Source organism: Rhodococcus sp. JCM 9793 (genome assembly GCF_055380405.1).
In genome coordinates, this window is the sequence record NZ_AP043721.1 from 5,123,534 (window position 1) to 5,142,840 (window position 19,307).

17 protein-coding genes are annotated in these 19,307 nt (G+C 66.3%); 5 read left to right on the forward strand and 12 right to left on the reverse strand.

Annotated features, from left to right (window positions below; translation table 11 throughout):
• Positions 1 to 127 precede the first annotated feature (127 nt).
• A complete protein-coding gene (gene trhA / locus ACZ46K_RS25735) occupies positions 128 to 793 on the forward strand; it encodes a PAQR family membrane homeostasis protein TrhA (RefSeq protein WP_464745493.1) in 666 nt (221 codons plus the stop codon).
• A 65-nt stretch (positions 794 to 858) separates the two neighbouring features.
• Positions 859 to 1,776: a mechanosensitive ion channel family protein gene (locus ACZ46K_RS25740; protein ID WP_054810188.1), complete on the forward strand. Its 918-nt coding sequence runs from the start codon at positions 859 to 861 to the stop codon at positions 1,774 to 1,776.
• On the opposite strand, the gene ACZ46K_RS25745 is transcribed toward ACZ46K_RS25740, so the two are convergent.
• Positions 1,773 to 3,869, reverse strand: coding sequence for an ABC transporter permease (locus tag ACZ46K_RS25745; protein WP_464745496.1), 2,097 nt, complete (start codon positions 3,867 to 3,869; stop codon positions 1,773 to 1,775). The genes ACZ46K_RS25740 and ACZ46K_RS25745 overlap by 4 nt on opposite strands.
• A gap of 109 nt (positions 3,870 to 3,978) precedes the next feature.
• Here ACZ46K_RS25745 and ACZ46K_RS25750 point away from each other — a divergent pair, with 109 nt between their 5' ends.
• The gene (locus ACZ46K_RS25750; protein ID WP_464745498.1) at positions 3,979 to 4,677 is read left to right on the forward strand and encodes a TetR/AcrR family transcriptional regulator; all 699 of its coding nucleotides are present in this window, start codon (positions 3,979 to 3,981) and stop codon (positions 4,675 to 4,677) included.
• Between the two features lie 15 nt (positions 4,678 to 4,692).
• On the opposite strand, the gene ACZ46K_RS25755 is transcribed toward ACZ46K_RS25750, so the two are convergent.
• Genes ACZ46K_RS25755 through mca form a run of 3 tightly spaced genes read right to left on the reverse strand, consistent with a single transcriptional unit; the run spans position 4,693 to position 7,890 of the window.
• Positions 4,693 to 6,687: a thioredoxin domain-containing protein gene (locus tag ACZ46K_RS25755; protein WP_464745500.1), complete on the reverse strand. Its 1,995-nt coding sequence runs from the start codon at positions 6,685 to 6,687 to the stop codon at positions 4,693 to 4,695.
• A gap of 19 nt (positions 6,688 to 6,706) precedes the next feature.
• Entirely contained in the window at positions 6,707 to 7,015 is a 309-nt protein-coding gene (locus tag ACZ46K_RS25760) for a hypothetical protein (RefSeq protein WP_054807139.1), read from the reverse strand.
• Positions 7,012 to 7,890 (reverse strand): mycothiol conjugate amidase Mca, encoded by an 879-nt coding sequence (gene mca / locus ACZ46K_RS25765; protein ID WP_054807144.1) that lies wholly within the window; start codon positions 7,888 to 7,890, stop codon positions 7,012 to 7,014. The genes ACZ46K_RS25760 and mca overlap by 4 nt, the downstream gene beginning before the upstream one ends.
• Positions 7,891 to 8,050: 160 nt before the next feature.
• Here mca and ACZ46K_RS25770 point away from each other — a divergent pair, with 160 nt between their 5' ends.
• Both ACZ46K_RS25770 and greA read left to right on the forward strand, forming a co-directional pair.
• Complete coding sequence (locus ACZ46K_RS25770) at positions 8,051 to 8,479, forward strand: DUF4307 domain-containing protein (protein WP_054807140.1); 429 nt, start codon at positions 8,051 to 8,053, stop codon at positions 8,477 to 8,479.
• Positions 8,480 to 8,706: 227 nt separating this feature from the next.
• Positions 8,707 to 9,201 carry a transcription elongation factor GreA gene (gene greA, locus ACZ46K_RS25775; RefSeq protein ID WP_054810756.1) on the forward strand — a complete coding sequence of 165 codons (495 nt, stop codon included), beginning with the start codon at positions 8,707 to 8,709 and terminating at the stop codon, positions 9,199 to 9,201.
• Between the two features lie 66 nt (positions 9,202 to 9,267).
• On the opposite strand, the gene ACZ46K_RS25780 is transcribed toward greA, so the two are convergent.
• From ACZ46K_RS25780 to ACZ46K_RS25815, 8 genes are all read right to left on the reverse strand, one after another.
• Complete coding sequence (locus tag ACZ46K_RS25780; RefSeq protein WP_464745503.1) at positions 9,268 to 10,611, reverse strand: NlpC/P60 family protein; 1,344 nt, start codon at positions 10,609 to 10,611, stop codon at positions 9,268 to 9,270.
• A 150-nt stretch (positions 10,612 to 10,761) separates the two neighbouring features.
• Positions 10,762 to 12,681 carry an SEC-C domain-containing protein gene (locus tag ACZ46K_RS25785; RefSeq protein ID WP_464745505.1) on the reverse strand — a complete coding sequence of 640 codons (1,920 nt, stop codon included), beginning with the start codon at positions 12,679 to 12,681 and terminating at the stop codon, positions 10,762 to 10,764.
• A gap of 69 nt (positions 12,682 to 12,750) precedes the next feature.
• Positions 12,751 to 13,974 carry a threonine ammonia-lyase gene (ilvA, locus tag ACZ46K_RS25790; RefSeq protein ID WP_464745507.1) on the reverse strand — a complete coding sequence of 408 codons (1,224 nt, stop codon included), beginning with the start codon at positions 13,972 to 13,974 and terminating at the stop codon, positions 12,751 to 12,753.
• Positions 13,975 to 14,058: 84 nt separating this feature from the next.
• Positions 14,059 to 15,210 carry a cystathionine gamma-synthase gene (locus ACZ46K_RS25795; protein ID WP_464745508.1) on the reverse strand — a complete coding sequence of 384 codons (1,152 nt, stop codon included), beginning with the start codon at positions 15,208 to 15,210 and terminating at the stop codon, positions 14,059 to 14,061.
• Between the two features lie 12 nt (positions 15,211 to 15,222).
• On the reverse strand, positions 15,223 to 16,608 hold the full coding sequence (locus ACZ46K_RS25800; RefSeq protein ID WP_464745510.1) for a cystathionine beta-synthase: 1,386 nt from the start codon (positions 16,606 to 16,608) through the stop codon (positions 15,223 to 15,225).
• Between the two features lie 102 nt (positions 16,609 to 16,710).
• On the reverse strand, positions 16,711 to 17,562 hold the full coding sequence (locus ACZ46K_RS25805) for a Bax inhibitor-1/YccA family protein (RefSeq protein ID WP_054807523.1): 852 nt from the start codon (positions 17,560 to 17,562) through the stop codon (positions 16,711 to 16,713).
• Between the two features lie 123 nt (positions 17,563 to 17,685).
• Positions 17,686 to 18,816, reverse strand: a complete 1,131-nt coding sequence (locus tag ACZ46K_RS25810) for a class I SAM-dependent methyltransferase (RefSeq protein ID WP_464745511.1) — start codon at positions 18,814 to 18,816, stop codon at positions 17,686 to 17,688.
• Positions 18,807 to 19,169 (reverse strand): hypothetical protein, encoded by a 363-nt coding sequence (locus tag ACZ46K_RS25815; RefSeq protein ID WP_054809821.1) that lies wholly within the window; start codon positions 19,167 to 19,169, stop codon positions 18,807 to 18,809. Before ACZ46K_RS25815 ends, ACZ46K_RS25810 begins: the two co-directional genes overlap by 10 nt.
• Between the last annotated feature and the right edge of the window lie 138 nt (positions 19,170 to 19,307).

Sequence of the window (19,307 nt, forward strand, 5' to 3'; positions counted from 1 at the left end):
TCACGAGTTGTCGCGGTTGCGGCGGTGGGCAACAACACTCGCGCGCTCCGCCCACCCCCCGGTAGCGTGACGACCAGCAAACCTACGTGACCGTAGGTTACTGGCCGGTCGGGAAGGATCCACACATATGACGGTCTTCGGAATCGACGAACTGCCCGTCAAACCCCGCATGCGCGGGTGGATCCACCTCTGGGCGTTCGGGGCCGCAGTGGTCGCGGGAATCGTCCTGGTGAGCGTCGCCGCGGCGATGCACCCCGCCGCGGCGTGGCCGACCGCGATCTACAGCATCACGGTGTGCGGAGTCTTCGGCGTCAGTGCCCTCTACCACCGCGTACATTGGTCCGATCCCCGTCACCGCATGTGGATGAAACGCGCCGACCATTCGATGATCTTCGTGTTCATCGCGGGCAGCTACACGCCGTTCGCGACGCTCGCGTTGCCACCCGAGACCGGACGCACCATCCTGGCGATCGTATGGTCCGGAGCAGTGGCCGGCGTCGCACTGAAGATGCTGTGGCCGACGGCTCCCCGCTGGGTGGGTGTGCCGCTCTACCTGCTGCTCGGTTGGGCGATCGTACCCGTCGCCGGCGACCTCGTGTCCGAAGCGGGCGTCGCCCCGATGGTCCTGCTCCTCGCGGGCGGGTTGTTCTACAGCGGAGGAGCGATCCTCTATGCGACGAAGTGGCCGAATCCGTGGCCGTCGACCTTCGGGCACCACGAGTTCTTCCACGCTGCCACCGTCATCGCAGCGTTGTGCCACGCGGTCGCAGTCTGGCTCGTCGTGTTCGGCTGAATCGTGGGATAGGACTCGTCACACCTGTCCCCGCCAATGGTCACAGTTCGGTAACCTCGCGGGCAATGTCTATCTCGCTTCTCGCCTTCGAACTGACCGAGACGAATCGCGAGTGGCTGATCCACAAGCCGCTCTCGATCGTGAGCTACATCGTCGTGGCAGTGGTCCTCAGGTATGTGCTGCACAAACTGATCGACCGCATGACACTGCCTCGCGATCCCGGTCGGCCGCCCAAGCGGTCGATGCTGCGCCCTCTGCAGGATCGCACGAACAAGGCCCTCGGCGACCCGGCCGCACGTGAGCGACGCGCGCAGCGGACCCAGACGATCGGCTCCGTGTTCAAGTCGGGCGTGTCGATCATCGTGCTGGCCTGGGTGGTTCTTCAGACCCTCGACACGCTCGGGTTCAACGTCGCACCGTTCATCGCGTCGGCCGGCATCGCCGGTGTCGCGCTCGGTTTCGGTGCCCAGAATCTCGTCCGGGATTTCATCTCCGGCATGTTCATGCTGCTCGAAGACCAGTACGGCGTCGGCGACGTGGTCGATGTGGGCGACGCGATCGGCACCGTCGAATCGGTCGGGCTCCGGGTGACGATGATCCGCGATATAGACGGGACGCTCTGGTACTGCCGCAACGGCGAGATCCTGCGCGTCGGCAACATGAGTCAGGGCCACGCAGTCGCGGTCGTCGACGTACCGGTCGCCCCCACCGCAAACGTCGACCGTGCCCAGCAGGTCGCCTTCAGGGCGGTGCTGGACACGGCCGAACGTGACGATATTGCTCCGTTCGTTCTCGAGAAGCCCGAACTGCTCGGCGTGAACTCGGTGACCGCGGGCGCGGTCACCCTGCGCATCACCGTGAGGGTGAGAGCAGGCAAGCAGTGGGCGGTCCGGCGCGCGCTCACCGGGTCGGTACTCGAGGCGTTCGATTCGAACGGCATCGAGTCCCCGTCGCTGATGCTCGCGCCGGTCGCGGGAACCTAGGAGACCGCGACCTCCTCGGCGACAGCCGCGCCCTTGCGGCCACGAACGACGTCGATTGCGATGATGCACAGCAGTGAGACAGCACCCCAGATCGCAAACGTCACCAAGTGGGTCCCCACGGAGTCGGCACCGAAATACAGGATCGACCTGATCGATTCCACCGCCGCCGGCATCGGCAGCACCTCGTGCAGCACTCGGAAGATCTCCGGGCTCATGAAGATCGACATCGCACCGTTCGACGCCGGCACACCCACGAACATCAGGATCGCGACGGCAGGAACGACGGCGAGCATCCCGAACAGCCGGGTGAGGACCGTGGCGAACATCGCGACACAGAAGATCGCCAGGACGCCGATGCCGAACAGTTGCAGGAAGTGCCCGTCGACGGCGCCGGTAAGCGGAGCAGCGATCACCCACACGACGAGCGACATGAACACGGAGAAGCCGGCCGCAATCGGCAGCAGCGACTTCAAGCGCATGGCTGCCGGAGCGGCGCTGTTCCCCACCACGGCGAGCATGAAGCCGGACATGATCCAGCCCATCGCGACGTACATGGACACGGTGCCCATGGTGTCGGATCCGGGCAACGGCGCGATGTCCTCGGTGGTCAGCGGCACCTGCATTCCTGCGGCAACCTGTTCGAAGGTCATCGCAGCCACCTGCTGCTGGCTCATACCGGCAGACTGGCTCGTGATCAGCGTGGCTGTCGGCGACTCGGCCGACGGCAGCACGAACGCGGCGACGACACTGCGGTCCTGCACTGCGGCGCGCGCCTCGTCGACGGATGCCGACGCAGTGAAGTCGAACAGACCGTTCATGTTCTGCTCGAAGCCTGCCACCGTCTGCTCTGCCACATCCTCGGTGGCGGCGACCACCGTCACGGGCATCTCACGAGGTGCCGGCTTGTACATCGCACCGAGCATGATCGAGAACATCATGACGACCATGGCGAGAGGGAACGCTCCGAGCGTGACATAGCGAACCCAGTTGCGCTGGGGGCGCGGGCCCGCAGTGAGCGAGGCGACCGTGACCTCGGGGTCGCCCGCATCCGGATTCCGCTTGCGCTTGAGCGCATCGATGCCGAAGACCGCAGCGAGCGCGAGGATCGCACCGATCACCATGACGAGTACGTGCGAACCGAGCCCGACGCCGTCGAAGTAGAGGACGGAGCGCAGCGCTTCGCCGGTCGCCGCGGTCGGCAGGAACGAATGCAACTTCACGTACAGCGAAGGCAACGTGTAGATCGACATGCCCATGTTGGACGCAGGTACACCGAGCACCATGACGAAGAGCATGCCGACGAGCACGGCCATCGGACCGAAGATCCGGGTGAGGAAGAACTGCACCGACCCCACGGCGAACACTGCCAGCCAGGAGATTCCCAGAATCGCTGCGGTGTGCCCTTCGATCGCTCCGAGGATCGGGCCGGCGACGAACCACACGATGGCAGCGATCAGCGCAGACCAACCGGCCAGCAGCGGAATCGCACGGCGCTTGCGGAGGAGCTCGGGCGAGTTGGACAGCGTGATGCTCCACGGCATGTAGCCGGCGAGCATCAGACCCGTCGCCATGAACATGGCCGCCAGGCCGGCGGTGTCATGGCCGGGCAACGGTGCCAGGTCCTCGGCGACGAGGTCGAGACCCTGACCGATGACCTGAGGTGCCAGCAGGCCGGTGACGGTGGATGACTGGGATGCCCCTGCCGCGCCCGCAGTGTAGAGCGTGGCGGTTCCGGTGTCCGACAGCGAGACGGCGCCGGCAACTTCACGATCGAAGACGAGGTCACGGGCCTGTTCGTCGGTCGCAACGATTCGGACGTCGACGGCGTCGGGGTCGGCGTCCTCGAGCGCGCGAGCGAACTGGTCCACCTGCTGGCTCGCACCGGCCACAGCGATCGGCATGTTGTGGGGTGCCGGGGCGTGCATCGCGAAGAGGTACCCCGTGACCATCATCCCGACCATCAGGAAGGGCATGACGAAGATGGCGACTATACGGCCGATCTGCTCTTTGCGGGCGCGAGCAAGATCGGCTTCGGTGGTCTCGTCGTCGCCCGGCGGTCCGCCTGCGGGTTGCTCGAGGGTCGATGTGGACATAGCGAGATACTCCTCGAATAATTACGTTGCTTGACTTAAAAATGCTACGCTACGTGTCTTAAATCCTCCAAGATGCAAGACTGGTGACCTTCGTCCCACCCCGGGGGAGATGTTCGACCGACTCGAGAAAGCGACGGAAGCGGGCATGGGCAGCTACGGCGATCGGGTTCGGCAGGCTCTGCTCGACTCCGCGGAAGAACTCTTCGCCGCGCACGGCATCGACGCGGTGTCGAACCGGCGCATCGCGGAACACGCCGGCAACTCCAACCACTCCGCAGTGAACTATCACTTCGGCAGCCGCGACGAACTCATCCGCGCCCTGTTGCACCGATTCTCCGACGACACCTATGCCCGGCGACGGGAACTCCTCGCCATGCTCGGCCCTGACTCGGGCCTACGAGATCTGTTGACCTGCCTCATCGTTCCGTTCACCGACCAGCTGGCGTCGATGCCGATCCCTGGTTGGCGTGCGCGGTTCCTCCGCCAGATGCGAAGCGTTCCGTCGATTGCCGAGATCGTGGCAGGCACCATCACGGCCGATCCGGTCGTGGACGAACTCACCCAGCGCATACGCGCACTGCTGACCGAGATCCCGTCGTCGGTACTCACCGGCCGGTCGTGGATCCTCGGTCGTCTCATCACCGACCTCTGCGCCGACTACGAGGAGCGACTCGGGGCCGGACACGCCGAGCCCAACTGGACCGGCTTCGCGAACTTCCTCATCGACGCATGCGCAGGACTGCTCGAAGCACCGGTGACCAGCGAGGGAGATTTCCTCGGAGCGCGCAGCTCCCTGGTCTGGCCGTGACCACCCGGACAGCAGTCAACGGGCAGCCAGGGCCTCGCGCAACGCGGGCACAGACGTGACCGGTCGATCACAGACGAACCCTCGGCAGACATAGGCAGCGGACGCGCCGTCGACCAGAGGCCGGTCGACCAAGAGCGGGGACGACCCCGGCTCGCCACCGACGACGAGCGATCCGCCAGGAGCCACCCGCCGCGCAACCTCGAGCAACTCTCCCCCACCCACGACCACCACCTGGATCGGCCCGCGAACCGCCGCCTCTGCAACGGTGAGCCAGTGCCCCGCCGAACGCGGCGCCCGGTCGAGCAGCAGTGACGCATCGTCCAACGACGCGTGTGCCATCTCCGCGTAGCGGGCCCCGTCGTCGACGACCGCAGCCAGCGAAAGCATCGCCTCGGTGATCAGCGAGGCACCGGACGGCGTCGCACCATCGACCGGATCGCGGGGTCGTGCCACCAGCTCCGGTGAGTCGTGCGCGGTATCGAACCAGCTACCCGGCCGGTCCGGGTCGGCAAAGTACGTCAGTGCGATGTCGGCCAGCTCGCGGGCGGGTTCGAGCCACCGGGCATCACCCGTGGCCTGGTACAACGCGAGAAGTGCCGTGATCAGCGCACCGTGGTCCTCGAGCACGCCGACGGGCGCTCCCACGGCCCCGCCGAGTGATGCGCGCCGCAGACGACCGTCGACCAGGTGCAGGCCCAGAAGCGCACGAGCACACGTCGCGGCAGCGTCGATCCAGTCCGGCCTCCCCAACGCGACACCGGCCTCGACGAGACCCGTGACCGCGAACCCGTTCCACGCGGTGACCACCTTGTCGTCGCGGCCCGGCTGAGATCGGTACTGCCGTGCCGCGAGCAGCCGCACACGAACCGAATCGGAACGAGCCTGATCGGCCGGATCGGCAGGCAACTGCAGAACAGAGGTCCCTTCCTCGAAAGTTCCGGTGTCGGTGACAGCGAACAAATCCGCTGCCCACGCACCATCCGCGTCGCCGAGAACATCGACGAGTTGCTGCGGCGTCCACACGTAGGTGAGCCCTTCGACTCCGTCGGTGTCGGCATCGAGCGCCGACGCGAAACACCCTTCGTCGGTGCGCAGGTCGCGAAGCAGGAATGCGACGATGCCCTCCGTCACTCGACGCGGGACGGGCGCATCGGTGATCCGGGCGAGGTGCGCGTACGCGCGCAGGAGCAGCGCGTTGTCGTAGAGCATCTTCTCGAAATGGGGTACGACCCAACCCGAATCGACGCTGTAGCGGGCGAATCCACCACCGAGCTGGTCGTGGATGCCTCCGCGCGCCATGGCCTCGGCCGTGCGTTCGACGAGTCTCAGGGTCTCGGGCGACCCTGTGCGTTCATGCCCGCGGAGCAAGCCTTCGAGCAGGTTCGACGGCGGAAACTTCGGTGCGCCGCCGAAGCCGCCGTGAACCCTGTCCTCCTCGCCCGCGACCGCCGCGGCCGCCTCGTCGAGCAGCGCCGGGTCGACCGTGCGGGTCCCCGGGGGAAGCCCGCCGCTGCTGCGCGTCAACTCGGTGACGATCGCGGCCGCGGCCTTGGCGACGTCAGCGCGACGATTACGCCAGGTGTCGGTGATCGCGCCCAGCAACTGAGTGAACGACGGCATCCCACCGCGCGGCGCGTTCGGGTAGTACGTGCCGCAGTAGAAAGGTTCTCCGTCGGGTGTGAGGAAGCAGGTCATGGGCCACCCGCCCTGCCCCGTCATGGCGACGGTGGCGTTCATGTACACGGCGTCGATGTCGGGGCGTTCCTCCCGATCGACCTTGATGCACACGAAATGCGCGTTCATCAGGGCAGCGGTCGCATCGTCCTCGAACGATTCATGCGCCATGACATGGCACCAGTGACACGCGGCGTAGCCGACGGACAGGAGGATCGGCACGTCCCGGCCGCGGGCCTCGGCGAGCGCGGAGTCGCCCCATTCCTGCCAGTGCACGGGGTTGTCTGCGTGCTGACGCAGATACGGGCTGAGGGATTCGGCAAGCCGGTTCGCCATTCCCCCACGCTACGTGCGGTCAGTTCTTTCCGGGTGTGGTGTGCCGGCCGTTCGTCTCCGTCTCGCCCGTCTCGGCAGGAGACTCCTCGACGTTCACCGTGGTGGCGCCGCGGTCGGTGCCTTCGTCTGCCGCCTGGTCGGCCTCGGGACTGTCCGAATCGAAGGTCTCGGGGAGATTGCCCAGGCGCTTGTTCATGTTCCAGACGAGCAGAGCGATGGCGACGAGCAGCACCAGCACAATGGCCAGTCCGAGCGGCGACGCCTTACCGAACTCGGGGCCGGCGGGTTCCTGCGCAAGAACCTCGATTGCCAGCGTGCCTAACGTCATCTCACCTGTCCGTCCTCGATACCCGCGAACAGATCCGACTCGGGGATCTTCGTGGTGACGCGGGTTTTTGCCAACTCGAACTCCTCGGTCGGCCACACCTTCTGCTGGATGTCCAGCGGAACCGCGAAGAACGACCCGTTCGGATCGATCTGAGTGGCATGTGCCCGAAGCGCGTCGTCGCGATTCGGGAAGTAGTCACCACAGGTTATCTGGGTGGTGACCCGTGCCATGAGATCGCCCTGCTCGGTGCGCCAGCGGCTGAGCCACTCCTCCATCGGGAACGGTTCGCCGCGGCGTTCGTACTCGTCGCGGAACAGTTCGATGCGCTTACGGATGAAGCCGTGCGAGTAGTAGACCTTCTGCACTTCCCACGGCTCGCCGAGCTCGGGGTGGTAGTTCGGATCGGCCGCCGCCTCGTACGCAGCCATCGACACCTCGTGGCACCGGATGTGATCGGGGTGCGGGTAGCCGCCGTTCTCGTCATACGTGGTCATGACGTGGGGACGGAACTCCCGGATGACCTCGACGAGCTTGCGCGTGGGCTCGTCGAGCGGCACGACCGCGAAGCACCCTTCGGGCAGCGGCGGCTTGGGATCGCCCTCCGGAAGACCGGAATCGATGAAACCGAGCCAGCGATGCTGCACGCCGAGGTGGCGGGCCGCCTCCGCCATCTCCTCCCGACGAACCTCGGGCATACGATCCCGGATACCGGGTACGTCCATCGCAGGATTGAGGATGTCTCCTCGTTCGCCACCCGTGAGAGTCACGACGAGCACGTCGTTCCCCTCCGCCGCGTAGCGGGCCGTAGTGGCGGCACCCTTGCTCGACTCGTCATCGGGATGGGCATGCACGGCCATGAGCCGTAGTCCGCTCACGTGTTTCCTCCACCTCACCGTCGTGTACATCTCGGGACCGGACAGCTACCGCCGGTGCGGGCCGTTCGGATCCCTCCCCTATAGTTCCACCTGACAACTCCTCCGTCAGCCGTGGCCCCACGGGAGCACCCGAACTTCGGCCCCGGCACGAAAGAAACCGATGACCGACACCACAGAAGAACCCCGCCGCACCGCGACATATCCGTCGAAGAAACGGACGACTCGCGGCAAGAAGTGGGGGTTCACGGCCCTCGGCATCATCGCGGGCATCGGTCTCGGACTCGTGATGTACCAGCAGTTCGGGCCCGCAGAGATCGAATACGAAGTGGTCGCGTTCGACGTCGTCGACGACGACACCCTCGACATCAAGCTGTCGGTCACGCGCCAGGACCCTTCGCAGGAAGCTGTGTGCATCGTCCGTGCCCGATCGCGGGACGGTAGCGAAACCGGCCGGCGTGAAATCCTCGTCCCGGCGTCGGACACATCGACGGTGGTACTGGATTCGACCGTCAAGACATCACAGCGCCCCGGCATGGGCGACGGGTACGGTTGCAGCTTCAATGTTCCGGAATACCTGCGCGCACCCTGATCACAGTGCCGTTACGCTGCGACTTCCGCGGGTAACCGGAATCTGGTGCTAGAATATGCAGATACACGGTTCCACCCATTGGGGCCGTGTATTGCTGCATTAGAAACAGTACGACCCCGTTCACCACATTTCAGGGGGGAACGACGAGGGTCGTGCTGTTGTGGTCGTTGCGTATGCACGACTTGTCCGCGGAGCCGGGGGCTCCAACCCGAAGGAAGTGATCGATGATGACCGAGACCCAGGTGACCTGGCTGACGCAGGAGTCCCATGACCGCCTCAAGGTGGAACTGGACCAGCTCATCGCCAATCGTCCCGTCATCGCGGCCGAGATCAACGAGCGGCGCGAAGAAGGTGACCTCAAGGAAAACGGGGGTTACCACGCCGCCCGCGAAGACCAGGGTCAGCAGGAAGCACGTATCCGTCAGCTGCAGGAGTTGCTCAGCGCCGCGAAGGTCGGTGTCGCACCCACGCAGTCCGGTGTCGCACTGCCCGGCTCGGTCGTCACCGTGTACTACGACGGCGACGAATCCGACAAGGAGACGTTCCTCATCGCGACCCGCGAAGAAGGTGCACGCAACAGCGATCTCGAGACCTACTCGCCCAGCTCACCGCTCGGCAAGGCCCTCATCGAGGCCAAGGTCGGCGAGACACGCGAGTACGCGCTGCCCAACGGCAAGACGATGAAGGTGACGCTGGTTTCCGCAGAGCCGTACCACGGCTGATTCCGACGTACGCGCAGCGAGGCCCGGCCGGATTTTCCGGCCGGGCCTCGCTGCGCTCCCACCGCGTCAGATGATCCGACGCGCCTTCATGTCGGGGAAGACCGTGCCGACACGCACCACGTCGCCTGTCGTCGGTGCATGCACCATCTGGCCGCCGCCGATGTAGATCGCGACGTGACCGGGTCCGCCGGCCTGCCAGTTGCCGAACAGCAGATCGCCCGGCTGGGCCAGTTCGAGCGGGATCTCTGTGCCCACATGCCACTGGGTTTCCGAGGTGCGGGGCAGAGTGATGCCGGTCGCGGCGTGCACCGCGTACGACGTCAGACCCGAGCAATCGAAACCGCCGCCGGACGGCCCGTTGATGTTGCCGCCTCCCCAGACATAGGGCAGACCCAGGAACTTGAACGCGAGGTCGACGACCCGGTTTCCGACGTCGCTCGCACCACCGAGACCGAGACCGAAGAACGGCGACAGCAGCCGGGAGAACGCTGCTTCGGTGGCGCGGATCTTCGCGACATACGGCTTGGTCTGGTTCTCGTAGTCGGGTGACCCGGACGGCATACCACCCGACCGCCGGACCGCACCCGCACCCGCGTTGTACGCCGCGATCGTCAGATCCAACGTGTTGCCTTGGACGAGTCCGCGGTTCTTCCAGTCGTCGATCTGCTTGTAGTTGTCGCACAGCAGGTTGCCGGACGCCATGACGGGGTCGGCGATACCGAGGATGTCGACCTTGCCGTCGCCGTCGGCGTCCTTTCCGTACTCGCGCCACGTGCCGGGCATGAACTGCCCCGGACCCTTTGCGCCGACCGGCGACACGGGCGCAGTGGCTCCGAAACGGAAACCGTTCTCTGCCGAGTACAGGGCCGCGAGGACCGGCGCAGTGATTCCGTCGCAGATTTCACCGGCCTTGCGCAGCCACGGAGCGAACACCGCGATCGCACCGATGGGCGCCAGGCCCGTGCCGGGCAGGATCGCCGGGATCGACGGAAGGGTGACGCCACCGATCGTCGCGGTGGGTTGCGGGCCGAGTACCGGAGCTTGGGGCACCGGTGCGATCCCGAACGCGCTCGGCCGCGGCGCGGGAGTTGCCGGTGCGATCCCTGATTCGGGTGCGAGCCCCGGTGGGCGGAGCGCTTCGAGTGCCTCCTCCGGCAGGTGCGGTTCGATGGCCGTCGCGACCGACTCGGTGGTGTCGGCCACCATCTGCTCGGCCTGTCCCTGCACCTGCTCGGGTAATGACGCGACGAAGTCCTCGACCTGCTTGTCTGTGTCCGGGGCCCCCGCCTCGAACGACTCGATCGCCGCCGTCACCTGATCTTGTATCTCTGCTGGCATGTCCGCTCCCTGCACGAGCGCACTCGCTGCCGTGGCCACTGCCACGATGACAGCAGACGGGTCTACCGACATACGCAACCCCCACATCCGTCTTCGAACGACCCCAACCGTACTTGTGATGCCGATCACGAGCATGGGTTCCGCTACTTGATATCACATATATTTAGGAACACGTTCTAGTTGTGTGACGAGTGGGATCAGTGTGACTGGAGATACCCGCTGTTATCCGTCCGTTGCCTGCACAGACAACGCCGGATCGGTCAGCAACTCCACGAGCTCGACACCGGCGTACTCGTCGGCCCGCTCGCCGTCACCGAACAACCGAACGATCGCGTCGCTCTGCTCCTGGGTGACCGGTGTGGCAGCCCCCAGAATCCGCCAGGTGCCCGCCACCGGAACGACCCGCGCACACAACAGTCCGCCGACGGGGACGTCCTCGCCCACCTCGGGCGCGGTCAGGTCGCGCCGCTCGCCCGTTCGCACGTCGCGCAGCGTCAGCCCCTCCCCTACTCGGACAGCCTCGACCTCGTGCACCGACCGCTCCACCGGCAGCCACTGCGCAAGAAGATCGCGTTCGTCGTCGGGCAGCAAGTGTCCACGCACCTCCGCGAACTCGGCCAGCCCTCCGCCCTCACCGAGCATCACGTCGTCGAGCAGCGGATCGGACAACGCCTCGAACAGATCGTCATCGTTGTCGACGTAGCCGCTGCGCGCCTCCGCAAGCGCGAAGCGATGGTCCCGCCACGAGACCTGCGACATTTGCAGGCATGCCTTGTAGTACAGCCAGGGCGCGCGGTCTTCCAGCGTGTACTCGGCCTTGCCGAGATGGCACGCTTTGTACTTACGACCCGACCCGCACCAGCACCGATCGTTGCGGCCCAGACCGGGGCGCTCGACCGGCTGGAAGGTCTCCAACACCGAATACAACGGGTGATCCGGACCGTCGAGCGACCTGCCCAGCAACGACAGCGCGCGGACCGCATCCCCGCGGTCGGAGACGTATCGCGCGAGATCCTCGAGGGCCGGATCGAACTCCGAATCCAGGTCGGTGGAACGCTCGAAGTGACGCGCCGCGTCATCGACGCGAGCCGCGGTCTCCGCGGCTTTACCCGCAATCCAGAACGCCGCCGCGTCGACCTTCCGCGGGCCGTGGTCCTTCATCCACAACGCCGCCCGTTCGATCGACTCCGGATCGATCGCCTGCTCGAGGAGTTCATCGAGGACCGTCAGCGCGATATCGGGGTCGGCCAACACCGCGAACAGCCCGGACTTGCCCTCCGAGAACCGCGACTCGAGATCGTTGTCGTCCCCGGCACTGATCGCGTCGACCAACGACGCGAACAAGACGACCCCCGGCACAGCCTCGACCGGTACACCGACCTGCTCGGCATAGGAATCGACTGCACTCTGCGCAAGATAGCCTGCGAAATCGAACCCGGGCGGTGCCACGAGACCACCGGACACCTCGAGTCCCGCCTTCTCGATCTGTTCCGACAACGGCAGGGACGGAACGGTGAACGAGGTGGGCACCTCGACCATCGCTGCGAACACCGACATTTCGAGGTACGCCGGGTCGCCCGACGCGAGAGCCTCCCCCAGCAACGCAGTCAACTCGGGAACGGTGTCGACCTCGGCGGTCGCCGGTGCGATCACCAATCCCGTCTCCGTCACGGTCGCGGCTACGAGGTCGCCGGGCGACAACTCGGCGAAAGCACCCCGGGGAAACACGAGCGCCTCGTTGCCGAACGGTGCGAGGTCGGTGATGCCACGATCCTCGAGCCGGTCGAATTCTCGGTCGATCTCGATGAGGTCGTAGTCCTCGTCGCCGGTCACGAACACGAGCAGCGGGTAGATGTCGTCGATGGGGAGCACAGCGGACGCCACCTCGGCTTCGGTGAGCCGATGCGTCAGGACACGGCCTCCGAGGAGCGCGTCGAATGCGGCGTATCGGCCGTCGCTGAGGTAGGCCAGCATCGGATGCTCGGGCAGCTCATCGATGGCCAGGTTCGGAGCGTCGGCGTCGTCACCCGATGCGAGTCGCTCCCTTATCTCGTCGAGCGTGAGCGGGCCGAGCTCCCGAAGCAAGGGAAGCACGGCGGCGATCAGTGCATCATCGGCGGCGAGGTCGTAGTCGAAGTCCACATGCGTGATCGTACGGGGCGGGCGCGACGCGCAGGTCGTGGCAGACGACTTCGCCGCGCGAATGTCTCGCTATTCGATCTCCACCACGTAACCGGCATCGCGCAACGCATCGAGTACCTCGCTACGGTGCTGTGCACCACGGGTTTCCATCGTGAGAGCCACCTGCACTTCGTCGAGTGCGAGCTGCCCGGCCGTGCGCGAATGCACGACGTCGACGACGCTGGCATCGGAGTCGCCGACCACTTTCAGCAGCCCGACCAGCGCACCCGGACGATCCGGAATCGACACGCGCACCGCGAGATAGCGACCTCCTGCTCGTAGCCCATGCCCGATCACATGAGTCAGAACCAAGGGGTCGATGTTGCCGCCGGAGAGGATCGCGGCGACCGGACCGTCGAACTCCAGCCCCGCGGTGGACAGCGCAGCGACCGCAGCAGCACCCGCAGGCTCGACGATGAGTTTGGATCGTTCCATGCACAGCACCAACGCTCGGGCAAGGGCATCATCGCTGACTGTGACGACGCTGTCGACGTGGTCCTGCACGAGCGGAAACGGCACGGACCCAGGCATTCCCACAGCAATACCGTCGGCGACTGTCGACATGTTCCGCGCTCGTTCGGGGTGGCCCGCCTGCAACGACCCGGGCCACGCGGCCGCACCCTCCGCCTGTACACCGATCACCCGGACCTCCGGACTGACGGCGGCGAGCGCCGCTGCGACGCCGGCCAGCAGACCGCCACCGCCGGTCGGGACAACCACGGCGCTCACGTCGGGGAGTTGTTCGGCGATCTCGAGGCCGACAGTGCCCTGTCCGGCCACGACATCCTCGTGGTCGTAGGGGTGGATGAACACCGCACCCGTGTCGGCCGCGAACTCCTGAGCCGCCACCAGGGCGTCGTCGATCGTCTGACCGGCGAGGTGGACGTCGGCGCCATAGGCACGGGTCGCGACGACCTTCGGTAGAGCAGCACCGACGGGCATGAACACCGTCGAGGCGATGCCGAGTCCGGTCGCCGCCCACGCGACTCCTTGCGCGTGATTCCCCGCGCTCGCCGCCACGACTCCGCGCGCCCGCTCATCGGGCCCGAGGCGGGCGATGCGGTAGTACGCGCCACGCGGTTTGAACGAGCCGGTGTGCTGGAGGTTTTCGCATTTGAACCACACCGGGACACCGGTACGTTCGGAGAGCACACGCGACGGCAACACCGGTGTTCTCCGCATGACGGGCGCAAGCACTTCCGCGGCCGCACGGATCTCCGGTTCTCCTATGCGCACCTGATCGAATGCACCCATCGCCTCAGGGTAGGCGACCCGGAACGCGAAAGAGGCGCCCCGAAGGGCGCCTCTTGTCGTGTCGTCACCGAAGCGACGAGGTGACTACCGCAGTGCCTGCTCGATGTCGGCGAGGAGATCGACGGCATCTTCGATGCCGACGGAGAGCCGTACGAGATCGTCCGGCACCTCGAGGGCCGAGCCCGCCGTCGACGCGTGGGTCATGGCGCCGGGGTGCTCGATCAGCGACTCGACGCCGCCGAGCGACTCGGCGAGGGTGAAGATCTCCGTGCGCTTGCAGAAGTCGAGCGCAGCCTGCCGTCCGCCGGCGAGACGCACCGAGATCATGCCACCGAACCGGCGCATCTGCTTCGCTGCGGCCTCGTGGCCGGGGTGCGACTCGAGTCCGGGATACAGCACCTGGGTGACGGCCTTGTGCCCGGAGAGCGCGTCGACGATCTTCTCGGCGTTGTCGCTGTGCCGTTCCATGCGCACCGCGAGGGTCTTGATGCCCCGCAGGGTGAGGAAGGCGTCGAACGGGCCGGGGACCGCACCTGCACCGTTCTGCAGGAACGCGAACGCGGTGTCGAGTTCTTCCTCGTCGGTCACCAAAGCGCCACCGACGACGTCGGAGTGACCGCCGATGTACTTGGTGGTCGAGTGCAGCACGACGTCGGCGCCGAGCGACAGCGGCTGCTGCAGGTACGGCGACGCGAAGGTGTTGTCGACGACGAGTTTCGCGTCGCCGGTGTGCGCGATGTCGGCGAGTGCAGCGATGTCGCCGATGTTGAGCAGCGGGTTGGTGGGGGTCTCGATCCACACGAGCTTGGTGTTCGGACGCAGGGCCGCGCGCACTTCGTCGAGGTCGTTGACCGCGGCGGGCGTGTACTCGATTCCCCACTGTGTGAAGACCTTGTCGATGAGCCGGAACGTGCCGCCGTAGGCATCGTTGGGGATCACGAGGTGGTCGCCGGGCCGCAGCGCCGAGCGCAGCAGGCAGTCGGTGGCGGCCATACCGGAACCGAACGCGCGACCGTAGGTGCCGCCTTCGAGGGCAGCGAGGTTCGCTTCGAGGGGGCGGCGGGTGGGGTTGCCGGTACGCGCGTACTCGAAGCCGTTGCGCATCTCACCGACGCCGTCCTGAGCGAACGTCGACGACGCGTAGATCGGCACGTTGACCGCACCGGTCTGCGGGTCGGGCTCGAAGCCGGCGTGGATGGCGCGTGTGGCGAAGCCGTGCTGGGTGTTGTCCGTCATGAAATTGGTGTCCTATCGGCCTTCGGAGATGAAACCAAGCAGATCGTGGCGGGTGATGACGCCGACGGGCTTGCCGTCGTCGATCACCATGAGCGCATCGGTGTCGCCGAACGCCTTCGTCGCAGAGGAGATCGCTTCGCCGACACCGATGTTGGGCAGCGGCGGGCTCATGTGCTGCTCGACGGAGTCGGCCAGGTTGGCGCGTCCTTCGAAGACGGCGCTGAGTAGTTCACGTTCGCTGACCGAACCGGCGACCTCACCTGCGGTGACAGGCGGCTCGGCACCGACGACAGGCATCTGCGAGACGCCGTATTCACGGAGGATCTCGATCGCGTCGCGCACGGTTTCCGACGGGTGGGTGTGCACGAGTGCAGGCAGGTCGCCGGTCTTGCCGCGCAGCACGTCGCCGACTACGGAGTCGTCGGGCTTGCCGTCGAGCGGGGCGCGCAGGAAACCGTAGGACGCCATCCACTTGTCATTGAAGATCTTCGACAGGTATCCGCGTCCACCGTCGGGCAACAGCACCACCACCACCGCGTCGGGGCCTTCACGCTCGGCGACCTCGAGGGCCGCGACCATTGCCATTCCGCACGAGCCACCGACGAGCAGACCTTCCTCACGGGCGAGGCGACGGGTCATCTCGAACGAATCCGCGTCGGAGACGGCGATGATCTCGTCCGGGATGGCGGGGTCGTATGCGGCCGGCCAGAAGTCTTCGCCGACACCTTCGACGAGGTACGGGCGGCCGGTGCCGCCGGAGTACACGGAGCCTTCCGGGTCGGCGCCGACGACCTTGACCTTGCCGCCCGACACCTCCTTGAGGTAGCGGCCGGTGCCGCTGATGGTGCCGCCGGTGCCGACGCCCGCAACGAAATGGGTGATCTTGCCGTCGGTGTCGTTCCAGATCTCAGGGCCCGTGGTCTCGTAGTGGCTCTCGGGGCCGCCCGGGTTCGAGTACTGGTTCGGTTTCCAGCCGCCGGGGAGCTCGCGCGCGAGCCGGTCGGAGACGGTGTAGTAGCTGTCGGGGTGCTCCGGCGGCACCGCGGTCGGGCACACGACCACTTCGGCGCCGTAGGCCTTGAGCACGTTGCGCTTGTCTTCGCTGACCTTGTCGGGGCAGACGAACACGCACTTGTATCCGCGCTGCTGGGCGACGAGGGCCAGGCCGATACCGGTGTTCCCGGAGGTCGGTTCGACGATCGTGCCGCCCGGCTTCAGTTCGCCCGAGGCCTCGGCCGCGTCGATCATCTTCACGGCGATGCGATCTTTCGAGCTTCCGCCGGGGTTGAGGTATTCGATCTTCGCTGCTACCAGCGCCGATCCGGGTTTGACCACCGAGTTGAGTTTGACCAAGGGGGTATTGCCGATGAGGTCGACGACAGAATCCGCGATGCGCATACCACCATGTTCTCAGACCGCGGTTGTTCGGGGCGGGGTACCCGTCCTGGAACGACGAACGGCCGGACCACCGTGTGGTGGTCCGGCCGTTGTGCGCTGCAGTTAGTCGCCCTGGAAGTAGGTGAGCAATCGGAGGATCTCGACGTACAGCCAGACCAGGGTCACGGTGAGGCCGAACGCCACACCCCACGCAGCCTTCTCCGGCGCCTGGGCGCGGATCAGCTGATCGGCAGCGTCGAAGTCCAGCAGGAAGCTGAACGCAGCGATGCCGATGCACACGAGGCTGAAGATGATGGCAAGGGCGCCACCGTCGCGCAGGCCGAGGCCTCCGTCGATGAAGAAGCCTGCGATCAGGTTGCCGAGTGCGAGGACCAGGACACCGACGAGTGCGCCGACGATCATGCGGGTCAGCCGCGGGGTGACGCGGATCGCGCCGGTGCGGTAGACGACGAGCATGCCGAAGAACACACCGAACGTGCCGAGGACCGCCTGCGCGATGAGTGTCGCGCCGCCGGCTCCGCCGAACGTGATGTCGGTGAACATGAACGACAGTGCACCGAGGAAGATGCCTTCGGCGACGGAGTAGGCCAGGACGATGGCCGGGTTGTCCATCTTGCGACCGAACGTCGCGACGAGGACCAGGACGAGGCCGATCAGGCCGCCACCGATCACGAAGGGCGTGGCCAGGGACACGTTGGAGTTGACGAGCACGTACGAGATCAGCGCCGAGACGGCGAGTACGCCGAGCGTGATGCCGGTCTTGGTGACGACGTCGTCGATCGTCATGGACCGCTGATCGGTGGGACGTGCCCACGGATCGGCAGGCGCGTGCTGCGGCTGCCCGAATTGCTGGGTGGCCTGAGCGGCGCCCGCTGTCGCAGAGCCGAATGAGGCGTATCCGCCGCCCTCTTGCTTGGGCAGGTTGCGGAACACCGGATTACTGGTGGTGCGCACCGTGCACTTCCCTTCTGATGGTTCGCTACTGTCCGTTGAACGAGGCAGCCGCGGCGGAAGTTCCCGCCACCGCGGAGCGGACCGTCTTCGGCGCCGCCGAGCGGACCTCGGACAAACCGGACTCTACCGGCTGCGGACCGATCGGGTCACGGTGAACTTACGGTTGCGACCCGCAACTGTCGTCCTCCCGACCAGTTGCTGCAGGTTGGCGTGGTAGCCGAGGTTGGAGTTGTGCACGGTCCACAATTCGCCGCCGTCACGCAGGATGCGGGCGGCCGATTCGAACATCTTGACTGCGACACCGGTGTGGACCGCCGCACCGACGTGGAACGGCGGATTGCACACCACCACGTCGACGGAGGCGTCGGGCAACGAGGACGCGACATCGTCGCGCAGGGTCTCGATGCGGTCGGCCAGGCCGTTGGCAGCGGCGGTCGCAGCGGCCGAGGCCACTGCGGAGGCGGACTGGTCGGTCGCAATGATCCGCGTCGACGGCCGGAGCCTGGCCAGCTCCGCGGCGAGGATCCCGGTGCCGCATCCGAGGTCCACCGCCACACCGATGTCCCGCGGAGTCTGACGCAGGAAGTCGAGGAGGTAGCGGGTTCCGATGTCGAGGCGCGCGCCCGCGAAGACGCTTCCGTGCGCAACAACCCTCAGATCGAGGTCGCTCACCGTCTCGGTGACCGGGTAGGTCGGCTCACCGGGGATCGGTGCGCGGGCTGTGAGCACCCTCGACTTCTGTCGTCCCCGTGACGCACGCACCTCACCGAACGATCGCCCGAGAACGTCGTTCATGGCGACGGTGATGTGCTTGTCGCGCCCGCCGGCGAACACGGCCACGTCGGGCGACGCATGTCGGGCGACGACTTCGGCGATCTCGGTCAGTGCGCTCAGTGAGCGCGGCAGCTGCATGAGCACCACCTGAGCCCCGGCGAGAAGCTCCGCGTCGAGACCGTGGGAGGTGAAGCGATCCGCCAGGTCTTCACGTTCGGCGTTCGCGGCAAGCGCACGTTCGGCGACGATCGAGTCCTGGTGGACACGCAGTCCGGATGCGTCGTGACGCACGGCGGCACCGAGTGTGAGCGCACCGAAGTGGTCATCGATGACGACGACGGATCCGTCGGGCGCAGCCACGAGCGCGGCGTCCGCCTCATCGAGGATGAGACGATCCGCCGCGTCGACGGCGAGCAGATTCGGCGCTTCCACGTCGGGGAAGCGCCGCAACCTGTCGAACAACTCGCTGTTTATGAGCACTGCCCCTTACCGGCGTCTTCGATGGCCTTGAGGGTATCGGCCTGTTCTTCCTCACTCAGGTTCGCCCATTCCGGCAGCTGCTGCTGAGCTTCGGCCACAGCGGCTGCAGCGGCGGAACGATCCTGACCCCACTCCTCGAGCTCGTCGAGGTACGGGAGCATTGCCGCGCAGTTGTCCTCGTAGCTGTCACCGAGATTCACGGCGGGGCTGCTCGGGGTGCCGGACTCGGCCGATGCGGACGTGGTCGTGCTGGTGGTGTCCTCGGTCGAGTCGGATGCCTCGTCGGAGGATCCGCACGCCGCCGACAGCAGGACCACGCCTGCACCGAGCAGCACCGCGAGAGTCTTCTTCATGTATGTGTCCCACTTCTCGTAGCAGTGTCTTTTTCGTCCGGGTCGTCGGGTTCGCCCGTGCAGCCCGGCCGCACAAAGGTAATCGAGACCGGTGAATCGATCGGCGCCGGGCGTGCACCCAGCGGGACTATCCTGGAG